A 19748-nucleotide genomic window follows, 5' to 3' on the forward strand; every position below is an offset into this window, starting at 1 on the left:
CCCCTGCCCCCGCGGGTGACGCCATAGTGCTGCCCTGCCCTATCAGGATCAACCGATCAACCCGGCAAGCTGCCGCCACAAGCCGAAAGAGCCCAGGTCGTTGACGGTCACGAAGACCATGAACGTCAGCAACAGGGCCAGTCCGGACCGAAACGCCCACTCCTGCGCCACCGGGGCCAGCGGTTTCCGCCGCACGGCCTCGATCACGTAGAAGAACAGGTGCCCGCCATCGAGCATCGGAATTGGAAGAAGGTTCATGAATCCCAGATTAATGGAGATCGCCGCCATGAAGTAGACGAAGTCCAGCCAACCGAGCGTCGCGACCTGGCCGGACAACCGCGCAATCTGCAACGGCCCGCCCAGTTCGCGGACCGAGCGGCGGCCCGACACGATCTGCCAGAGCGTATCGACCATCGTGCGGGTTATCAGCACGGTCTGCCGCGCGGCGGCGCCGGGAAGCTCGCTGAACTGCAGCGGCACCTTCACCTGCTTGCCGGCTGCGATGCCGAGCATGCCGATCCGGAATTCATTGCCGAACCGGTCGCGTTGCAGGTCGGTTTCCGGGGTGACAAGCAGATGGATCTGTTGCTGCCCGCGATACACGTCCATCTTCAGTGTCTCGCCCGCGCGGTGGCGGACAAGGTCGCCGATATCCTCGAACCGGTACACGCCCTGCGACGCGATCATCGTGATGCGGTCGCCGGCGCGCACGCCGGCTTGCGCCGCCGCCGACCCGGGCAGCACCGCTGCGACCGTGGATGGTGTGCGCCCCTCCCCCACCACCGCGAAGATCGTCATGAAGATCAGCACCGCCAGCGCGAAGTTGATTGCCGGGCCGGCCGCCACGATCAGGAACCGCTGCCAAACGGGTTTCGCCTGGAACGTCATCGCGCGTTCGCCGGGCGGGAGAGCGAGCCAGGCTGGGGTGGGGACGCTGGCCGGGTTCATGTCGCCGGCGAACTTCACATAGCCGCCGAGTGGGAGCAGGGCCACGCGCCACCGCGTCCCGCGCCGGTCGGTCCAGCCGAACAGTTCCCGTCCGAACCCGATCGAGAAGGTGTCGGCCTTCACCCCGAACGCGCGCCCGGCGAGATAATGGCCCATTTCGTGGATGAAGATCAGCGGGCCGATGAGCAGGAAGAAGCTCAGCACGGTCAGCGCGATCCCGGGGCTCTGCATCATGCGGCCATGTCCTTCATCACTTCGTCCGCGATCCGTCGCGCCTGCCGGTCGATCGACAGCACGTCGTCGATCGTCGCGGGCGCGGGCGGATCGTAGCGGTCCAGCACGGTCGCGACGATCCGCGCGATATCGAGGAAACCGATGCGCGAGGCGAGAAAGGCCGCGACCGCGATCTCGTTCGCCGCGTTCAGGATCGCCGGCCGTCCCCCGCCGGCGACCGCCGCTTCGCGCGCCAGCCGGAGTGCGGGGAAGCGTTCGGGATCGGGTGCCTCGAAGTCGAGCCGGCCGAGCGTCGTGAAATCGAGCGGAGCGGACGGTCCGTCCATCCGGTCCGGCCAGGCGAGCGCGTGAGCGATCGGCGTCCGCATGTCGGGCGTGCCCATCTGGGCCAGCGTGGAGCCGTCGATATACTCGACCATCGAGTGAATGACCGATTGCGGGTGGACGACGATCTCGATCCGTTCGGAGCCGATCGGGAAGAGGTGATCCGCCTCGATCAGTTCGAGGCCCTTGTTCATCATGGTGGCCGAGTCGATCGAGATCTTGGCACCCATCGACCAGTTGGGGTGGCAGACCGCTTCGGCCGGGGTGACGGCGCGCATCCGATCGATCGTCGCGGTGCGGAACGGGCCGCCGCTGGCGGTCAGCAGGATGCGGCGGACGCGTTCAATCCTGCTCCCGGCAAGGCACTGAAAGATCGCGTTATGTTCGGAGTCGACGGGCAGCAGCGTGGCGCCGGTGCGCGTGGTGGCGCGGATCATGAGGTCGCCTGCGGAGACGAGCGCCTCCTTGTTGGCGAGTGCCACGGTCTTGCCCGCCTCGATCGCGGCCATCACGGGGACGAGCCCCGCGCATCCGACGATCGCGGCCATCGTCCAGTCGGCCCCGAGTCCGGCGGCATCGCGCACGGCGTCGGCCCCGGCGGCATGGGCTATCCCGGTTCCGGCGAGGGCCGTAGCAAGCGCCGGTTCCTGGTCGGGGTCGGCGATGACGGCAAGCTCGGCGTTCGTCCGGATCGCGGCGGCGGCGAGACCGGCGACATCGCGGTGCGCAGTCAGCGCCTTCACCTGGAACGCGTCCGGCGTGCGCTCGATCAGGTCGAGCGTCGAGGAGCCGACCGATCCGGTCGCGCCCAGCACGGTGATGGTCCGGGGCGTCACAGCACACCGCCCGCGACGAGGCCGGACACGAGCACCGCGACGGGCACGACGCCATCGAGCCGATCGAGCGCGCCCCCATGGCCGGGGAGCAACCGCCCGCTGTCCTTCACCCCGGCGCGGCGTTTGAGCCAGCTTTCGAACAGGTCACCGATCTGCGCCAGCACGGCGAGCGGGGGACCGAGCCAGAGGCAGGCGGTCGGCAGTCCGGCGATCCAGGCGATCAGGCCACCCACGACGAGCGCGCCGGCCATCCCGCCGAACAGTCCGGCCCAGGTCTTGTTCGGGCTGAGCCGCGGCGCGAGCTTCCGCCCGCCAATCGCGCGGCCCGAGAAATACGCGCCGATGTCGGTCGCCCAGACGATCGCCAGCGTCCAGAGCGTCCAGCCGATGCCAGCCGGCTGACCGCGCAGGAACAGCAGTCCCGCGGTCGGCAACCCGGCGTAGAGCAGCCCCATACCCAGGCGGCCCGAGTTGCCGACGACCATCACCAGCAGCGCGCAGGCGACCAGGATGGCGATCGTGTCGCGGTTCGCCCCGCCGATCGCCGGCATCAAGAACAGCATGGGGACGGCGAACAGCACAAGCGCCAGCACGATCCGCCGCGACGAGGACCGCATGAGCCCTGCCCATTCGGCGAGCATAAGTCCGGCCGCCGCGACCGCCAGCAGCCAGAACGCCGTCCCGCCGAGTGCGAGCGCACCGACGGCAACGAAGATCATCGCCGCACCCGCCAGGGCCCGCGTCGCCAGATCGGAACGACGCCGCGCGGGCGTCTGGCCGGGAACGACGGTCACAGGCCCCCGTATCGCCGTTCGCGCGTCGCGAAGTCCTGCACCGCGGTCGCCAGTGTCGCGGCATCGAAATCGGGCCACAGCGTGTCGACGAACAGCAGTTCGGCATAGGCCGCCTGCCACAACAGGAAGTTCGACAGCCGCCGTTCGCCCGACGTGCGGATCAGCAGGTCGAGCGGCGGCAGGTCCGACGTATCAAGCCGCGCGCCGATCGCGGCGGTATCGATGTCCGCCGGCGCGAGCCCGTCCGCGACGATCGCGCGCACCGCCCGAACGATCTCGTCCTGCGCACCGTAGTTGAGTGCGATGACCAAAGTCGTGCCAGTGTTGCCCGCGGTTTTTGCGACGGCATCGTCGATCAGCGTGACCACGTCCGGTTCGAACCGGCGATAGTCGCCGATGATCCGCAACCGGATGCCGGCCGCCGCGATCTCCGCGATTTCGGCGCGGATATAGTGGCGGAGCAGACCCATCAGGTCGGCGATCTCGGACGCCGGGCGACGCCAGTTCTCGGATGAGAAGGCGTAGAGCGTCAGCACCTCGATCCCGAGCTGCCCGGCGCCGCGGATCGTGCGGCGCAGTGCCTCCGCCCCGGCACGATGCCCGGCGATGCGCGGCAGCAGGCGCTTCTTCGCCCAGCGGCCGTTGCCGTCCATGATGATCGCGACATGCCGTGGCCCGCCGGACCGGCCGGTCGCCGGCCCGGGAACGGGCTCCGATACGGCCGGGACGCCGGTCACTTCCCGAGGATTTCCTTTTCCTTCGACGACGCCAGGCTGTCGATGTCCGCGATCGTCTTGTCGGTCAGCTTCTGGACGTCGGTTTCGTGACGCTTGCGCTCGTCCTCGCTGATCTCGCCCTTCTTCTCGTCGGCCTTCAGTGTGTCCATCCCGTCGCGGCGCACGTTACGCGCGGCGATGCGCGCACCCTCGGCATATTTGCTGGCGAGTTTGGCCAGTTCCTTGCGCCGTTCCTCGGTCAGTTCCGGGATCGGCAGACGCAGCGTCTGGCCGTCGACGATCGGGTTCAGGCCGAGACCGGCGGCGCGGATCGCCTTGTCGACCGGGCCGACATTCGTCTTGTCCCACACCTGGACCGAGATCATGCGCGGTTCGGGCACCGATACGGTCGCGATCTGGTTGATCGGCATGCGCGCGCCGTAAACCTCGATCTGCACCGGATCGAGCAGCGAGGTTGAGGCACGGCCGGTGCGCAGGCCCTGCAGATCGTGATGCAGTGCATCGATGCTGCCGGCCATGCGCCGTTCAAGATCGGTCTTGTTATACGCCGCCATGCGGGGTCTCCTCGTTGCGGACGATCGTCGCGATCCCCTCACCCGCCAGGACGCGGGCAAGATTGCCGCGTTCGCGGATGTTGAAGACGACGATCGGAATATTGTTGTCGCGGCACAGTGCGACGGCGCTGGCGTCCATGACGCGCAGGTCGTCGCTCAGCACTCGGTTGAAACTGACGGTGTCGTAGCGTCGCGCGGTCGGCACCTTCTTCGGGTCGGCATCGTAGACGCCGTCGACCGAGGTGCCCTTCAGCAGCGCGTCGCAGCCCATTTCCGCCGCGCGCAACGCCGCGGCGCTGTCGGTGGTGAAAAACGGGTTGCCGGTGCCGCCGGCGAAGATCACGATGCGACCCTTTTCCATATGCCGTTCGGCGCGGCGCCGGATGAACGGCTCGCACACGGTCGGCATCGGAATGGCGGACTGGACGCGGGTGTCGACGCCGATCCGTTCGAGCGCGCTCTGCACCGCCAGCGCGTTCATGACGGTGGCGAGCATGCCCATATAGTCGGCGCTCGTCCGGTCCATGCCGCGTGCGGAGCCGGCCAGGCCGCGAAAGATGTTGCCGCCGCCGACGACGATGCACAGCTCGTGCTCGCGCGCGACGCCGGCTATTTCCTCCGCAACGCGACCGACGGTATCGGGGTCGATGCCGAACTGGCCGCTCCCCATCAGGACCTCGCCGGACAGCTTCAGCAGGATACGGTTGAAGCGAGGGCGTGTCATTACGGGCAGGGTATCCGATTCATGGGCGGGGCGGGCGTGGCGCACCTTAGGCAGTGGAACCCGCGGTGCCAAGGGATGCGATCGGTCTCGCGCCGATCGACCGACAAGCACGGGACATGAAAAAGGGGCGGATGGTCGCCCACCCGCCCCTTCTCAATGCCGATCGAGGATCAGGCCTTCGGGCCGACGCCCGATGCGGCGGCGACTTCGGCGGCGAAATCGCTCGTCTCGCGCTCGATGCCCTCGCCCAGCTGCAGCCGGACATAGTCAGTCAGCGCGATGCTGCCGCCCGCATCCTTGGCCGCGGCCGCGACGACGTCCGCGATCTTGGTCTTGTTGTCCATGACGAACAGCTGGTTCAGCAGGCTGTTCTCCTTGCGGAACTTGGCGATCGCGCCCTCGACCATTTTTTCGATGATGTTGGCCGGCTTGCCGCTCTCGTTCGCCTTTTCCATGGCGATCGCACGCTCGCGCTCGACCAGGGCGGCGTCGAGGCCTTCCTCGGTCAGCGCCTGCGGGCTGGCGGCGGCGATGTGCATCGCGAGCTGCTTGCCGAGTGCTTCGATCTTCGCGACGTCGGCATCACCCTCGAGTGCGACGAGCACACCGATCTTGCCGAGGCCGGGGGAGGCCGCGTTGTGGACATAGGCGACGACCGCGCCCTGCTCGACCGAGACGGTGCGCGCGCGGCGCAGCGCCTGGTTCTCGCCGATCGTGGCGATGTTCGCGGTCAGCTTCTCCTCGACCGTGCCACCCGTCGGGTATGCGGTCGCCTTCAGCGCGGCGATGTCGTCGCCGGTAGTCAACGCAAGGCCGGTCACGGTGCGGACGAAATCCTGGAACTGTTCGTTCTTGGACACGAAGTCGGTCTCGGAATTGACCTCGACCGCGGCGCCCTTCTTTCCTTCGACCACGACGCCGATCAGGCCCTCTGCCGCGGTGCGGCCGGACTTCTTGGCGGCGGTGGCGAGACCCTTCGTGCGCAGCCAGTCGACCGCGGCCTCCATGTCGCCGCCGGTTTCGGTCAGCGCCTTCTTGCAATCCATCATGCCCGCGCCCGAGCGTTCGCGCAGGTCCTTTACGGCCGCAGCGGTAATGTCCGCCATGTCATGTTCCTTCTCGAGAGAGTCCAGGCGCGCCGTATGTGGCAGCGCCATGTTGCACATATGCGTACCCCCGCGCAGGCGGGGGTCCAGTTCGACAGGTCGGGACTGGACCCCCCGCGCGGGGGCACGAACGAGCGATCAGGCGGTCGCGAGCGCTTCTTCGACCGGCGGCTCCATCATGGCGCCGAGGTCTTCACCGCGGGCGGCACGGCCACCCTGGTTGCCCTGCGTCGCGGCCGTCGCAACGGCATCGCAGTACAGCCGCAGCGCGCGTGCGGCGTCGTCGTTCGCCGGGATCGGGAACGCGATGCCGTCGGGGCTGACGTTCGAGTCGAGGATCGCCACGACGGGAATACCCAGCGTGTTGGCTTCCTTGATCGCCAGCTCTTCCTTGTTCGCGTCGATCACGAACATAACGTCCGGGATGCCGCCCATGTCGCGGATGCCGCCGAGCGACAGCTCGAACTTGTCGCGCTCGCGCGTCAGCTGGAGCACTTCCTTCTTGGTCAGGCCGTGCGTGTCACCCGACAGCTGCTCCTCAAGCGACTTGAAGCGCTTGATCGAACCGGAAATGGTCTTCCAGTTGGTGAGCATGCCGCCCAGCCAGCGATGGTTGACATAATGCTGGCCCGAACGGCGAGCGGCTTCTGCGATCGGCTCCTGCGCCTGGCGCTTGGTGCCGACGAACAGGACCTTGCCGCCGTGCGAGACGGTCTGGCCGATGAAGTCGAGCGCGCGCGCCATGAGCGGTACGGTCTGCGACAGATCGAGGATGTGGATGCCGTTGCGATCGCCGAAGATGTAGGGTTTCATCTTGGGGTTCCAGCGGTGCGTCTGGTGGCCAAAATGTGCGCCTGCGTCGAGCAGGTCATGCATCGAGACGGTGGGTACCGCCATAGGATAGTCTCCTTCCGGTTATACCTCTGCAGGGCAGTGACCGGGACGTATCAAACGTCCACAGCACCGGTTTATGACGCCCTGCATGGGGAATATGGCGCGGTTAGCCGTGTTCGCAGCACAAATCAAGGCTTGCGTGCAGAACAGAAAGGGAACATACGGAACCGTCACCGAATGGATTGGTTAACCAGTTCACCGGTCGACGCGGATCATCGGGCGCTTCGGCCAAGGAGAGTTTCGTGCTTCATTTCCTTATGTTCACATTCTTCACGGTCACTTTGTTCGCCGCGATCGCTGGGTGCGTCACGCAGTTGTTGGCGTCGAAGGACATGATCCTTGCTGCGTTGCAACTGGCACCCGCCCCCACCGTGCCGGTGTCGGCCGGCGTGGCGAGAGTGCGGATCCGGTACAATGCTACGCCGCGCCGGGTTGAGACGCCGCTTCGCGCAGCCGCCTGACCTTGCGATAGGCCGTCATGCCGAACGGGATGGCGGCTATATAAGCGAGGCTTGCGAGCGTCAGCGTCGCCCACGGTGCGCTAATCAAGGCGCCGGTTACCACTGCTAAGCCGACGAGCGCGCCGAACCGGACGCCATGACGGAGGCGGAGCGCGCCCCAACTGAACGTCGCGATATCCGACACCATCAGGAACGCGACCGCGGCAACCCAGGGTGCGACGACATACCATTCCCGGAAGATGCCGAGCCCGGTCCACAGCCAGAGATAGATCGGCAGGAACGCCAGGCCGGCCGCAGCCGGTGCCGGAATACCGGTCAGGAAGCCGGCGGACTTGTGCGGCTGTTCCTTCGTATCGATCGCCGCATTGAACCGGGCGAGCCGCAGCGCGCAGCAGACCGCGTGGGCCAGCGCAAAGGTCCAGCCGAACTGCGGCATCGCCTGTAACGACCAGAGATAGATCACGATCGCCGGCGACACGCCGAACGCGATGACGTCAGACAGTGAATCGAGCTCGGCGCCGAAGCGGCTCTCGCCTTTCAACATCCGCGCGATTCGACCATCGAGCCCGTCGAGCACCCCGGCGAACAGGATTGACAGCAGCGCCTTCTCCCAGTCGCCCTCGACACCCCCCGCCGCGGAAATCGCGAATCGCACGCCCGACAGGCCGAAGCACAATGCCAGCGCGGTGACCGCGTTCGGCGCGACCGCGCGGAGCGGAATACCGCGCCGTGGCCGATCTTTCGGCCCTACCCGGCGAACCGGCCTCACTGGGCGATCCCGGTGACGGCGATCGACTCGCCGATCTTGGCGAGCACCGTCTCGCCCGCCAGCGTGCGTTGTCCGAGCGCGACACGCGGCAACGTTCCGGCCGGTAGGTAGACGTCGACGCGGCTGCCGAAGCGGATCAGCCCGATCCGCTGTGCCTGAGCAACGAGATCGCCCGGTTTCACGAACGGCACGATGCGTCGCGCGACCAGCCCGGCAATCTGCGTGAAGCCGATCCGCGTGCCGTCGGTGCCCTCGACCATGATATGCTGGCGCTCATTATCCTCGCTCGCCTTGTCGAGGTCGGCATTGAGGAACGCGCCGGAGATATAGACGACGCGGCGGATCGTGCCGGCAATCGGCGACCGGTTGATGTGTACGTCGAACACACTCATGAAGATCGACACCCGCGTCATCGGCAGGCTGCCGAGCCCGTCCGGCCCCTCCAGCTCGCGCGGCGGCGCGACGGTGGCGATCATCGTGATCAGCCCATCGGCCGGCGCGATGATCAGCCCCTCCCCGCGCGGCGCGGTGCGGATCGGATCGCGGAAGAAGGCGGCGACCCACATCGTGATGCCGATGAAGACGAAACCCAGCTCGTCCCAGATGAAGAACAGCAGCAGGACCGTGATCGCGGCGGAGATGAGGACGAACTTCCGACCGTCCGGATGGACCGAGGGAAAGCGCCATTTGATCGTGGTGGTGCCGACGTCCGGCTTTTCGAGCGATGTCATCGTGCCACCGTAGCATCCCCGGCCAACGAGACAATGACGGCGGTTCGCCCCTACCCCTTGCGCCCGCCCCCGGTTGATCCCGGCGGCACTGTCCCGTAAGCGGACCGGGACTTTCCTCCCCCGGAACAAGGCGTATCAGCATGGCCAAGATCAAGGTGAAAACCCCCGTCGTCGAAATGGACGGCGATGAGATGACACGCATCATCTGGGCCTGGATCCGCGAGCGGCTGATCCTCCCCTATCTCGATATCGACCTGGAATATTACGATCTGGGCATGGAGAATCGCGACGCCACCGACGATCGCGTCACGGTGGAGAGCGCGCACGCAATCCAGAAGTACGGCGTCGGCGTGAAGTGCGCGACGATCACCCCGGACGAGCAGCGGGTTGAGGAATTCGGCCTGAAGAAGATGTGGAAGTCGCCCAACGGCACGATCCGCAACATCCTGGGCGGCGTCGTCTTCCGCGAACCGATCGTCATCAAGAACGTCCCCCGGCTGATCCCCGGCTGGACCGACCCGATCGTCGTCGGCCGCCACGCATTCGGCGACCAGTATCGCGCGACCGATTTCAAGGTGCCCGGCCCCGGCAAGCTGAAGATGATCTGGGAAGGCGAAGACGGCCAGCGGATCGAGGAGGAAGTGTTCAACTACCCGTCCGCCGGCGTCGCGATGGGCATGTACAACCTCGACGATTCGATCCGCGATTTCGCGCGCGCATCGATGAACTACGCGTTGCAGCGTGGCTGGCCGCTATACCTGTCGACCAAGAACACGATTCTGAAGGCCTATGACGGCCGCTTCAAGGACCTGTTCGCCGAAGTGTTCGCCGCCGAATTCGCCGACAAGTTCCGCGACGCCAACATCGTCTACGAACATCGCCTGATCGACGACATGGTCGCATCGGCGCTGAAGTGGAGCGGCAAGTTCGTCTGGGCCTGCAAGAATTATGACGGCGACGTGCAGTCCGACCAGGTCGCACAGGGCTTCGGTTCGCTCGGCCTGATGACGTCCGTTCTGCTGTCGCCCGACGGCAAGACGGTCGAGGCGGAAGCCGCGCACGGCACCGTCACGCGTCACTTCCGCATGCACGAAAAGGGCAAGTCGACGTCGACCAATCCGATCGCGTCGATCTTCGCCTGGACCGGCGGCCTGAAGTTCCGCGGCCAGTTCGACGGCACGCCGGAAGTGACCAAGTTCGCCGAGACGCTGGAGCGGGTCTGCGTCGAGACCGTCGAGCAGGGCGCGATGACCAAGGATCTGGCGATCCTGATCGGGCCGCAGCAGCCCTGGATGACGACCGAGCAGTTCTTCGAGGCGATCGTCCAGAACCTCGAGAAGGCGATGAACGTTCCTGCCTGACGGAACGCGTAACGGCATCCCCCGTTCAGGTGGGACGAACGGGGGATTACATGGCTAAAAGTACACGTGCTCGGCTGGAGGTGCGCAACGCATCGCCGGCCGACGCATCCGCGATCATGGCGCTGATCGAACGCGTCTATCCACGGATGAGCAGCTACACCGCGGGGCAGATCCGCGGTCAGATCAACAATTTTCCCGATGGCCAGTTCGTCGCAGTCTATGACGACGACGTCGTCGGCTACTGCGCCTCGTCGCGGCTGGACGAGACGGTCGTCATGTCGCCGCACGACTGGGAACAGATTTCGGGCAACGGCTTCGGATCGCGTCACGATCCGACCGGCGACTGGCTCTACGGGTTCGAGATGTGCGTCGATCCGGACCGCCGCGGTCTGCGGATCGGAAAGCGGCTGTACGAGGCGCGGCGTGCGCTGGCGGAGCGGCTCGAGCTGCGCGGGATCGCGTTCGGCGGGAGACTGCCGGGCTATCGCCGCGTGCGCGACCGGGTCGATGGGCCGGAGGGTTATCTCGCCGGGATCAAGGATGGAACGCTGCGTGATCCGGTGATCGGGTTCCAGCTGGCCAACGGGTTCGAGCCGGCCGGCATCCTGCCGCGCTACCTGCCGGAGGACAAGCAGTCGGGCGGTGCGGCGGCGCTCATGATCTGGCGCAATCCCTATGTCGATCCGAACGAGGCGCCCGAATTCCGCGTGCCGCGCGGGATCGAGAGCGTGCGGCTGGCGACGGTCCAGTTCCAGACGAAGCCGGTCAAGGACTTCGCGGAGTTCATCAAAAACGTCGAATATTTCGTTGATATCGCGTCGGATTACAAAGCCGACTTCGTGGTGTTCCCTGAGCTGTTCACGTTGGCGCTGCTGTCGTTCGAGAAGCAGGAGCTGTCGCCGATGGAGGCGATCGACCGGCTGACCGAGCATACCCAGCCGCTGATCGCTGAACTCAGCCGGATGGCGCTGGAGTATAACGTCAACATCATCGGCGGGTCACACCCGACGCGGACCGACGACGGCGATATCCAGAACATCACCTATGTCTGCCTGCGCGACGGGTCGGTCCATGGGCAGGAGAAAATCCATCCGACGCCGAACGAGCGTTACTGGTGGAAGATCAAGGGCGGCGATTCGCTCGACACGATCCAGACGGACTGCGGCCCGATCGGCGTGCTGATTTGCTACGACAGCGAATTTCCGGAGCTGGCCCGGCGGCTGGCGGACGGTGGCGCGCGGATCATCTTCGTGCCGTTCTGCACGGACAGCCGGCAGGGCTACCTCCGCGTCCGCTATTGCGCGCAGGCGCGGGCGATCGAGAACCAGTGCTATGTCGTGATGTCGGGCAATGTCGGCAATCTGCCGAACGTCGACAATATGGACATTCAATATGCCCAGTCGGCGATCCTGACGCCGTGCGATTTCCCGTTCGCGCGCGACGGGATCGCGGCGGAGTCGACTGAAAATGTCGAGACACTGACGATCGCGGACGTGAACCTGGCCGACCTGACCTGGGCGCGGGCGGAGGGCACGGTGCGAAACCTGGCCGATCGCCGGTTCGACCTCTACGCAATCGACTGGAGCAACCGGCCGCACGGCGAACAGCCGCAGGTCGACAGCCGGCCGATGGGGAGCCGCGCGCCCGGCGGCGGCTGACGCCTTACGTTACAGGAAGGGGTGACACGGCGCGTCGGATGTCGAATGGTCGTGCAATGGCGCTACCGATCAACTCCGACGCATTCAGCGACGCCCTCGTTATCCTCGGCGCGGCCGGTCTGGTCATCCCGGCCTTTGCGCGGGCGCGGGTCAACCCGGTCATCGGGTTCATTCTGGTCGGCATGCTGGTGGGGCCGGCCGGGCTCGGAGCGCTGTCCGGGCGGTTTCCGTGGCTCTACCACATCACGATATCCAGCCCCCACGCGATCGAGCCGTTCGCGGAGTTCGGCATCATCCTGCTGTTGTTCTCGATCGGGCTGGAGCTGTCGTTCCGGCGGCTCTGGTCGATGCGGACCGACGTTTTCGGGCTTGGCGCCGCAGAACTCGTGGTGTCGGCCGGGCTGATCGGCGGGGCGCTTTTCCTGCTGGGGCAGGAACCGGCGGGTGCGATGGGGCTCGGGCTGGCGCTCGCGCTGTCGTCGACCGCGCTGGTTCTGCCGATCGCGGGAATGCGCAGCGCGGTCGGCAAGGCGGCGTTCGCGATGCTGCTGTTCGAAGATCTGGCGCTGGTGCCGATCATCTTCCTGCTCGGTGCGCTGGCGCCGATGTCGGCGGATGCGGGGTGGGACGGACTGGTCCGGACCCTGCTGATCGGCGCCGCGACGGTCGCGGGCATGATGGTACTTGGCCGGCTGCTGCTGCCCCGGCTGTTCGCGCAGGCGGCGAGGACAAAGAGCCCGGAGTTGTTCCTGGCGGCCAGCCTGCTCGTCGTGATCCTGGCGAGCGTCGCAACGACCGCCGCCGGGCTGTCGCCGATCGTGGGGGCGTTGCTCGCCGGCATCCTGATCGCCGAGACGGATTATCATACCGAGGTTGAGGCGATGACCGCGCCGTTCCGCGGACTGGCGCTGGGCGTGTTCCTGATCACGGTGGGCATGTCGCTCGACCTGAGGTTGATCGCGGGTAGCTGGGTGCCATTGGCGACCGCGGTGGTGGGCGTCGTGATCGCCAAAACGGTCGTGACCGCCGTGCTCCTGCGGCTGCGCGGGGCAACGCGCGGGCTGGCGGCGGAGGTCGGCCTGCTGATGGCGTCGCCGTCCGAGACGACGCTGATCGTGCTGGCCGCCGCGGCGCAGGCGCAGCTGATCCAGGCGTCGACCGCATCGTTCTGGCAGATCGTGACCGCGCTGGGGCTGACGATCACGCCGCTGCTGGCGCGCGTCGGAAGCGATCTGTCGAAGCGGGCGGAGCGGAACGTCAAGACGGAGCTGCCCGAGGCGAGCACCGATACCGAACGGACGGTCATCATCGGTTGCGGGCGGGTCGGTCGACTGGTCGCGCAGATGCTAGACGCGCACAAGCAGCCCTATGTCGCGATCGAGGCAGACGTCGACGCGGTCGCCCACGCGCGGATGCGTGGATACAACGCGCAATATGGCGACATCGTGCGACCCGGCATGCTCGAGCGGTTGCAGCTGGAGACGGCCAAGGCGCTGGTGCTGACGATGGACGATCCGGTCCAGCTGGTGCGGATCACGCGTAAGGTCCGGCTGATGCATCCGGCGCTGACGATCGTCGCGCGGGCGCGGGATCCCAACCATGCCGCCGAACTCTACCGTGCCGGGGTGACCGACGCGGTGCCGGAGACGCTCGAAAGTTCGTTGCAGCTTTCCGAGGCGGTGCTGGTCGATCTGGGGGTTGCGATGGGGCCGGTGATCGCGTCGATCCACACCAAGCGCGCCGAACTGCGCAGCAAGATCATGGAAATGGGGGCGGTCGATCACGAGCCGCCGATCCAGCGGCGGCGGCTGAGCGATCTGGCGGCCGATCCTGTGGTGGAGTGATTTTCCGGGCCGAAATCAGTCCAGTTCGCGCAACTGACTGACCCGTCCATGCCGAACGCAGTCCCGGCAAAAATTCCCAAGCGAAGCGGTTGGCTTCGCCCGGGAAGGATGGGCTATCGAATTCGTGTCTAACCGACGATCGTTTCCGGCCTGCGGCCGAGCGCGGTTGCGAGAATCTTGAGCCGACGTTCGACCGATTCGCCCGCCAGATCGCGGTGATCCGCCGGCAGGGTCAGCGTGATCGCGTCGGCGGCGAGTGCGACGCTGCTGCCCGCCAGCGGACCGGCCACGCCGCCCGACAGACGCTGACCAAGGCGCATCGCGTGGCCCCAGCGATCGGCCATGGCCTTGTCCTCTGCCGTGAACAGGCGGTCGAGCAGCGGCACCGGCAGCGTCCCGCCGAAGCTGGTGTAGAGCGCGCGGGCGACGATCGCCCGGCCGCGGGCGTCGATGCCGACCCAGTTGCCGTGCAGTGCGGTGTCGAGGCCGCGGGCGGCGCGGAACTCGGGGTGCGCGCGCCAGCCGACGTCGCCCAGCAGGCAGGCGGCATGGCGCAGGCGGGCGTCTTCGGCCCCCTCGTCCGGGAACAGCGGCGCGATCCAGTTGTGGAGCAGGTCACCATGCTCGGCGAAGCGGCCCTGACGCCCCCCCTCCTCCCGCGTTGCGGTGATGAGCGGATCCTGCCGCCGTTCCGCGACCGGCAACGTGTCGTGGAGCAACCCTTCGCGCAGACCGTAGGCGGAGGCAACGAGGGAGCTGGTCTGCAGCTGGCGCACCACGACGCTGAGCAGGGCGGCGGCATCGGGCAATGTCGGCAGGCGCGATGCGGACAGGCCGATCACCTCGCGCAGCCGCTTGCGGTCGATCTGCGCCAGCACGCGGACGAGCCGCGCGGCACGGTCGGATGGCATGCGGTAATGGTGGATGATCGGCAGCGGCCAATCCTCCAGATACATGTCGAGCCGGGCCAGCGCACGCCACGATCCACCGACGAGATAGAGCGGCAGCCCCGCGGGAATGTCGGTCCAGTCGGCCGCGTCCAGCCCGGCGGCGACGGTGCGCTGCAACGCGCCCGGCCCGCGCGCACGGATCGCGGCGAGCCGCAGGACGCCAAGCGGCAGCGACAGCTTCTCGTGGACCGTGCCGCTATGGACGCGGATCAGTTCGAGACTGCCGCCGCCGAGGTCGCCGACGATGCCGTCCGCCCCCGGAATGCCGGCCAGCACGCCCATTCCGGCCATGGTCGCTTCCTGATCGCCGGATAGGAGTTCGACCTGAAGACCGAGCGCTTCGATCTGTTTCAGGAACAGCGGGCCGTTGCGGGCGTCGCGGACCGCGGCGGTGGCGACGGTGCGGAGGCTCGATACCTCCATCTGGCGGGCGAGCGTGGCGAACCGTTTCAGCGCGGTCATGCCGCGTGCGATTCCGTCCTCCGCGAGCGCGCCGTCCTTGGCGAGCCCCTTGCCGAGGCCGGCCATCACCTTTTCGTTGAACAGGATGACCGGGGTGCGGGTCGGCGCGTCGTAGACGACGAGGCGGATCGAGTTCGATCCGATGTCGATGATGCCGATGCGGCCCGACGGGGCGGCCTCATCCCGGCGGCGAAAGATCGGTAAGGCCATGGCCGGGGAGGTAGCCGAGAAGGTCTGGTACTTCTACCCCTTGCGGCTATGTCCCCCGCTTCAAACTGAGCTTCGGCACCGCGCCGCTGCGCGCCTCGCCGCGGCCGGAAAGCGACGGGTTGGTCATGAAATACCGGTGCAGGTTGAAGTGGCGGCGGCCGGTGTGGACCCGGTCGTAACTGCCGTCGGGCAACAGCTGCCACGTCTGCTCGTCGTCGATCAGGTTGGCGACCATCACCTGTTCCAGGATCTGCGCATGGACGGTGGGATTCTCGATCGGCAACAGATATTCGACGCGGCGATCGAAGTTGCGCGGCATCCAGTCGGCGGACGAGATGTAGACCTTCGCCTGCTTGTTGGGGAGTGCTGCACCGTTGCCGAAACACATGATGCGGCTATGTTCGAGGAACCGCCCGACGATGGAGCGCACGCGGATATTGTCGCTGAGCCCCGGCACGCCGGGACGCAGGCAGCAAATGCCGCGGATAATGCAGTCGATCTGCACGCCGGCCGCCGACGCGCGGTACAGTTTCTCGATGATCGCCGGATCGACGAGTGAGTTCATCTTGATCCAGATCGACCCCTCGCCCCCTGCCCGCGCCGTGTCGATCTCCGCGTCGATCAGTTCGGCCAGCCGTTCGCGCATGCCCATCGGCGAGATGGTGAGCAGTTCCATGTCGTGCGGTTCGACATAGCCGGTGATGTAGTTGAACAGCCGCGCCGCATCGCGCCCTGCCCGTGGATCGGCGGTGAAGAAGCTGAGGTCCGTATAGATCCGGGCGGTAACCGGGTGATAATTGCCCGTGCCGAAATGGCAGTAGGTCCGGTAGGTGCCGTTTTCGCGGCGCACGACCATCGACACCTTGGCGTGCGTTTTCCAGTCGATGAATCCGTAGACCACCTGCACGCCGGCGCGCTCCAGCTGGCTGGCCCACATGAGGTTCTGTTCCTCGTCGAACCGCGCCTTCAGCTCGACCACCGCGGTGACGGACTTGCCCGCCTCCGCCGCGTCGACCAGCGCGCGGATGACGGCGGACTGCTTGCCCGCGCGGTACAGCGTCTGCTTGATCGCGACGACGTCGGGGTCCTGTGCGGCCTGTTTGAGGAAGGCGAGCACGACATCGAACGATTCGTACGGGTGATGGACGACAATGTCCTTCGACCGGATCGCCGCGAAGCAATCGCCGCCATGTTCGCGGATGCGTTCCGGAAAACGCGGGTTGAATAGCGGAAATTTGAGGTCGGGGCGGTCTTCCTCGACCAGCTGTTCCAGGTCGGCGATGCCCAGGAAGCGGCCGGTGTCGGTGATGATCGCGTCGGCGCCACCGATCTCCTCCTTGATCAGCTTTTCCAGATTTTCCGGCATTCCGACTTCCATCACCAGCAGGATCACGCGACCCTTGCGGCGACGCTTGATGGCCGAGCGGAAGTAGCGGACGAGATCCTCGGCCTCTTCCTCCAGCTCGATATCGCTGTCGCGGATGATGCGAAACGCGCCGTCGCCCTGGACCTCGTAGCCGGGGAACAGGATGTGCGTGAACCGCCGGATGACGGTTTCGATCGCAACATAGCGTGCGCGGGGGACGATGCCGTCCTGCGTCGGCAGGTCGGGCAGCCGCACGAAACTGGGGAGACGCGCGGGGACCATCAGCAGCTCGCGGATCGGCTCGTCGTCGGACAGCCGGCGAAGGTCGAAGATGAGGCTGAAGCCCTTGTTCGGGATGAACGGGAATGGATGCGCGGGGTCCAGCGCCTGCGGGGTCAGCACGGCGAACACCTGTTCGCGGAAGAACGCCTCCAGCCAGGACGTTTCGTCGGCCCGGATATCGGCGAGGTCGAGCACGTCGATCCCGGACGTCGCCATCGCACGGCGGATCGCGGACCAGACGCGCTGCTGCGCATCCATCAGCCGATCGGCTTCCTCGGTGATCGCGGCCAGTTGCTGTGCCACGGTCAGCCCGTCGGGCGAGCGCGTGTCCACATCCTGAAGGAGTTGCCCCTTCAGTCCCGCGACGCGGACCATGAAGAACTCGTCGAGGTTGTTGCCGGAGATCGACAGGAAGCGCAGCCGTTCGAGCAGCGGGTGCGCTTCGTTACAGGCCTCGTCCAACACACGCTGGTTGAACGCCAGCCAGCTGAGTTCACGGTTGAAATAGCGTTCACGCAGCGTGATCGGTGCGGCGGGATCGGACGCCGCGGTCAGCGTTGCGTTCTCGGTGGGATCGGGCGTTTCCATGGGATCGACTCTAGCCGATATCGGATGACTCGTCGATGAATCCGCAGGCGGCGAGCGCATCGCGGGCGAGCGGCACCGTCAATCCGCGCTGTCGGACGAGTGCGGCGGTGTCGAGCGCATCGACGATTCGCGCGATCGCGACATGCGTGCGGTCAATCCGGGCGAGCACATAGGTCGCAACTGCGGGTGGCAGCGCGAGGCCGCGTGCGCCGAGTTCCTTGTGAAGCAGCGCGGTGGCCAGCGCGTCGTCCGGGTTGCCGAGCGTCACGACGGGAGTCGCCGCCAGCCGCGATCGCAGGTCGGGCAGTGCGGGCGACCAGATCGGCGGCGGCTGGTCCGCGATCATCAGCAGCGGGCGGCGATCCGACTGCGCACGGTTCCAGGCGTGGAATAGTGCTTCCTCCGGCTGGCGATCCGCGGCGTCGATCAACGTGCCGCCGCTTTGCGCCGCGAAGATCCGGCCGAGTAGGCTGCGGCCCGACTTACGCGGTCCGACCAAGACGGTCGCCATGACGGGCCAGAGTGCGAGATGGTCGAGATGACGGACCGCGTCCGCGTTGGTAGGAGAGACGATGAAGTCGTGCGCCGCCGCGTCCGCCGGCCAGAGCAGCGGCAGCGCGATCTGGTTCACGGCGCGGCGGGTTCTGGCGCGGGCGCCGCGGCGGCCGGCGGGGTTGCGGGCGCGGCGCGGCGCAGGCGGAAGCTGTTGTTCCCGATTTCCTCCGCACGGATGCCGCGGGCCCCGAGCGCGATCGACAGCGCGGCGGCGTCGCCCTGGTACAGCACGCGGATCACCGAGACGCCGCCGATCGCGAGGCTGGGCGTGCTGAGCGAGCGGACGCCGGGGATGGCGCGGATCGTCTGTTCCGCCGAGGTGAGCGCCGCGGCGTCGGGCGTATCGACTTCGAGCGAGAAGCTGCTGCCAGCGGTGTCCGCGCCGTCGACGGCCGCGGTCTCGGCGGCGGCATCGTCGAGCGTTTCTTCGATGGCCGGATCCTCGACCAGCATCGAGTCGGGATACAGCGCGCCGGTGCGCAGCGCGTCGGCATAGGCCATGTCGATCCGCCGGACGCCCTCGTCGAGCAATCGCGGCATGTTCGCCGAACTGCTCGTGCGCAAGACGAACCGGTCGATCACCGTCCCGTCCGGGCCGTGGCGGGCGGTGAAGGTGGCGACGACCGGGCCGCCGGGGAAGCTGCGCTTGATCGACACCTCGGGCACCAGCACGTCGGACGCGCCATATTGATCGAGCAGCATGCGCCACCACGCACGGCCCGGCCGACGCGATTCCGCGACGTTCAGGAGGAGCGGGTCCGCCCCCGTCCCGACCGGCCGGACATAGTCGATCGGGCTGCCGCCGGTGCGGAACCGCGCCCAGGCCTGCTGCCACTGAGTGCGCAGTTCGAAACTCTGCGGCGCGCCGCCGGACCACATGACCGGGATGGTCAGCATCGGCGCGGACCGTCGTACCTGCCCGCCGACGCCGAGCAGCGCGCCCGCCCGCCCGCGATCGAACAGCACGCCGAGCCGGCCGATATAGCGCCGCGCGCTGATCTGTTCGTCCTCGACAACGATGCCTGCCACGATCGAATCGAGCGTCGAATCGGGTAGCCGGGGGGCGGCCGCGAACGGCACGCCGTGGACGCGGGCGTAGAGCATGCGCCATCCCTTGCGCTGCGCCTCGCGCCAGCCGCCGGCGCGGGCGGTGTCGGCGTCCTTGCCCGAAACATCAACGGTGACGCCGCCGATCTCGTAGCTGGACGTGCTGTCGATCGGCGCCACGCCGCGGTCGCCCTGTTCGATCTGGCTGACGGCGATGCCGCCGGCGACGAGCGATGCCGCGCCGGCGAGCGCGATCAGGATGCGCGGAGGGGTCAGAAGTCGGGCCACGAACGCGCTTGTGGCGAGTTGGTCG

18 protein-coding genes are annotated in these 19748 nt (G+C 67.0%); 4 read left to right on the plus strand and 14 right to left on the minus strand.

From position 1 onward, the window contains the following. Positions 1 to 48: 48 nt before the first annotated feature. The 8 genes from rseP to rpsB form a co-directional block, all read right to left on the minus strand. A complete protein-coding gene (gene rseP, locus ACFSGX_RS07235; protein ID WP_380928697.1) occupies positions 49 to 1182 on the minus strand; it encodes an RIP metalloprotease RseP in 1134 nt (377 codons plus the stop codon). Beyond that, positions 1179 to 2342 (minus strand): 1-deoxy-D-xylulose-5-phosphate reductoisomerase, encoded by a 1164-nt coding sequence (locus ACFSGX_RS07240; RefSeq protein WP_380928699.1) that lies wholly within the window; start codon positions 2340 to 2342, stop codon positions 1179 to 1181. The genes rseP and ACFSGX_RS07240 overlap by 4 nt, the downstream gene beginning before the upstream one ends. Next, positions 2339 to 3136 carry a phosphatidate cytidylyltransferase gene (locus tag ACFSGX_RS07245; RefSeq protein ID WP_380928701.1) on the minus strand — a complete coding sequence of 266 codons (798 nt, stop codon included), beginning with the start codon at positions 3134 to 3136 and terminating at the stop codon, positions 2339 to 2341. The genes ACFSGX_RS07240 and ACFSGX_RS07245 overlap by 4 nt, the downstream gene beginning before the upstream one ends. Beyond that, positions 3133 to 3873 carry an isoprenyl transferase gene (locus ACFSGX_RS07250; RefSeq protein ID WP_380928703.1) on the minus strand — a complete coding sequence of 247 codons (741 nt, stop codon included), beginning with the start codon at positions 3871 to 3873 and terminating at the stop codon, positions 3133 to 3135. Before ACFSGX_RS07250 ends, ACFSGX_RS07245 begins: the two co-directional genes overlap by 4 nt. After that, on the minus strand, positions 3870 to 4427 hold the full coding sequence (gene frr, locus ACFSGX_RS07255) for a ribosome recycling factor (protein ID WP_380928705.1): 558 nt from the start codon (positions 4425 to 4427) through the stop codon (positions 3870 to 3872). The genes ACFSGX_RS07250 and frr overlap by 4 nt, the downstream gene beginning before the upstream one ends. Then, positions 4414 to 5151: a UMP kinase gene (gene pyrH, locus ACFSGX_RS07260; RefSeq protein ID WP_380928707.1), complete on the minus strand. Its 738-nt coding sequence runs from the start codon at positions 5149 to 5151 to the stop codon at positions 4414 to 4416. The genes frr and pyrH overlap by 14 nt, the downstream gene beginning before the upstream one ends. Before the next feature lie 170 nt (positions 5152 to 5321). Then, positions 5322 to 6257, minus strand: a complete 936-nt coding sequence (gene tsf, locus ACFSGX_RS07265) for a translation elongation factor Ts (protein WP_380928709.1) — start codon at positions 6255 to 6257, stop codon at positions 5322 to 5324. Positions 6258 to 6395: 138 nt separating this feature from the next. After that, a complete protein-coding gene (gene rpsB / locus ACFSGX_RS07270) occupies positions 6396 to 7154 on the minus strand; it encodes a 30S ribosomal protein S2 (protein ID WP_157177576.1) in 759 nt (252 codons plus the stop codon). Positions 7155 to 7393: 239 nt separating this feature from the next. On the opposite strand from rpsB, the gene ACFSGX_RS07275 reads away from it, so the two are divergent. Beyond that, positions 7394 to 7612 (plus strand): hypothetical protein, encoded by a 219-nt coding sequence (locus ACFSGX_RS07275; RefSeq protein WP_380928710.1) that lies wholly within the window; start codon positions 7394 to 7396, stop codon positions 7610 to 7612. Here ACFSGX_RS07275 and ACFSGX_RS07280 read toward each other — a convergent pair. Together ACFSGX_RS07280 and ACFSGX_RS07285 are read right to left on the minus strand one after the other, a co-directional pair. Continuing rightward, positions 7569 to 8381, minus strand: coding sequence for a CDP-alcohol phosphatidyltransferase family protein (locus ACFSGX_RS07280; protein ID WP_380928712.1), 813 nt, complete (start codon positions 8379 to 8381; stop codon positions 7569 to 7571). The two genes, ACFSGX_RS07275 and ACFSGX_RS07280, sit on opposite strands and share 44 nt — an antisense overlap. Continuing rightward, positions 8378 to 9112 carry a phosphatidylserine decarboxylase gene (locus ACFSGX_RS07285; protein ID WP_380928713.1) on the minus strand — a complete coding sequence of 245 codons (735 nt, stop codon included), beginning with the start codon at positions 9110 to 9112 and terminating at the stop codon, positions 8378 to 8380. Before ACFSGX_RS07285 ends, ACFSGX_RS07280 begins: the two co-directional genes overlap by 4 nt. A 140-nt stretch (positions 9113 to 9252) precedes the next feature. On the opposite strand from ACFSGX_RS07285, the gene ACFSGX_RS07290 reads away from it, so the two are divergent. The 3 genes from ACFSGX_RS07290 to ACFSGX_RS07300 are packed head-to-tail and all read left to right on the plus strand — an operon-like array spanning position 9253 to position 13975. After that, complete coding sequence (locus tag ACFSGX_RS07290; RefSeq protein WP_380928715.1) at positions 9253 to 10473, plus strand: NADP-dependent isocitrate dehydrogenase; 1221 nt, start codon at positions 9253 to 9255, stop codon at positions 10471 to 10473. A gap of 50 nt (positions 10474 to 10523) precedes the next feature. Next, positions 10524 to 12131, plus strand: coding sequence for a GNAT family N-acetyltransferase (locus ACFSGX_RS07295; RefSeq protein ID WP_380928717.1), 1608 nt, complete (start codon positions 10524 to 10526; stop codon positions 12129 to 12131). Between the two features lie 56 nt (positions 12132 to 12187). After that, on the plus strand, positions 12188 to 13975 hold the full coding sequence (locus ACFSGX_RS07300; RefSeq protein WP_380928719.1) for a cation:proton antiporter domain-containing protein: 1788 nt from the start codon (positions 12188 to 12190) through the stop codon (positions 13973 to 13975). A 128-nt stretch (positions 13976 to 14103) separates the two neighbouring features. Here the strand turns inward: ACFSGX_RS07300 and ACFSGX_RS07305 are convergent, their stop codons facing one another. From ACFSGX_RS07305 to ACFSGX_RS07320, 4 genes are read right to left on the minus strand one after another with little or no spacing between them, the layout of a single operon-like run. Then, positions 14104 to 15597 carry a Ppx/GppA phosphatase family protein gene (locus ACFSGX_RS07305; protein ID WP_380928721.1) on the minus strand — a complete coding sequence of 498 codons (1494 nt, stop codon included), beginning with the start codon at positions 15595 to 15597 and terminating at the stop codon, positions 14104 to 14106. Positions 15598 to 15643: 46 nt separating this feature from the next. Continuing rightward, entirely contained in the window at positions 15644 to 17833 is a 2190-nt protein-coding gene (locus ACFSGX_RS07310; RefSeq protein ID WP_380928723.1) for an RNA degradosome polyphosphate kinase, read from the minus strand. A 10-nt stretch (positions 17834 to 17843) separates the two neighbouring features. After that, the gene (locus tag ACFSGX_RS07315) at positions 17844 to 18464 is read right to left on the minus strand and encodes an HdaA/DnaA family protein (protein WP_380928725.1); all 621 of its coding nucleotides are present in this window, start codon (positions 18462 to 18464) and stop codon (positions 17844 to 17846) included. Continuing rightward, a complete protein-coding gene (locus ACFSGX_RS07320) occupies positions 18461 to 19723 on the minus strand; it encodes a heavy-metal-associated domain-containing protein (protein WP_380928727.1) in 1263 nt (420 codons plus the stop codon). Before ACFSGX_RS07320 ends, ACFSGX_RS07315 begins: the two co-directional genes overlap by 4 nt. Positions 19724 to 19748: the final 25 nt, after the last annotated feature.

It is taken from the genome of Sphingomonas arantia, from assembly GCF_042682045.1.
In the GTDB taxonomy this organism is placed as follows: domain Bacteria; phylum Pseudomonadota; class Alphaproteobacteria; order Sphingomonadales; family Sphingomonadaceae; genus Sphingomonas_R; species Sphingomonas_R arantia.

Excerpts from the sequence above, each read along its gene's own strand:
- rseP (WP_380928697.1), bottom strand. The coding sequence starts at position 1,182 with ATGATGCAGAGCCCCGGGATCGCGCTGACCGTGCTGAGCTTCTTCCTG.
- frr (WP_380928705.1), bottom strand. The coding sequence starts at position 4,427 with ATGGCGGCGTATAACAAGACCGATCTTGAACGGCGCATGGCCGGCAGC.
- pyrH (WP_380928707.1), bottom strand. The coding sequence starts at position 5,151 with ATGACACGCCCTCGCTTCAACCGTATCCTGCTGAAGCTGTCCGGCGAG.
- tsf (WP_380928709.1), bottom strand. The coding sequence starts at position 6,257 with ATGGCGGACATTACCGCTGCGGCCGTAAAGGACCTGCGCGAACGCTCG.
- rpsB (WP_157177576.1), bottom strand. The coding sequence starts at position 7,154 with ATGGCGGTACCCACCGTCTCGATGCATGACCTGCTCGACGCAGGCGCA.
- ACFSGX_RS07285 (WP_380928713.1), bottom strand. The coding sequence starts at position 9,112 with ATGACATCGCTCGAAAAGCCGGACGTCGGCACCACCACGATCAAATGG.
- ACFSGX_RS07290 (WP_380928715.1), top strand. The coding sequence starts at position 9,253 with ATGGCCAAGATCAAGGTGAAAACCCCCGTCGTCGAAATGGACGGCGAT.
- ACFSGX_RS07295 (WP_380928717.1), top strand. The coding sequence starts at position 10,524 with ATGGCTAAAAGTACACGTGCTCGGCTGGAGGTGCGCAACGCATCGCCG.
- ACFSGX_RS07300 (WP_380928719.1), top strand. The coding sequence starts at position 12,188 with ATGGCGCTACCGATCAACTCCGACGCATTCAGCGACGCCCTCGTTATC.
- ACFSGX_RS07305 (WP_380928721.1), bottom strand. The coding sequence starts at position 15,597 with ATGGCCTTACCGATCTTTCGCCGCCGGGATGAGGCCGCCCCGTCGGGC.
- ACFSGX_RS07310 (WP_380928723.1), bottom strand. The coding sequence starts at position 17,833 with ATGGAAACGCCCGATCCCACCGAGAACGCAACGCTGACCGCGGCGTCC.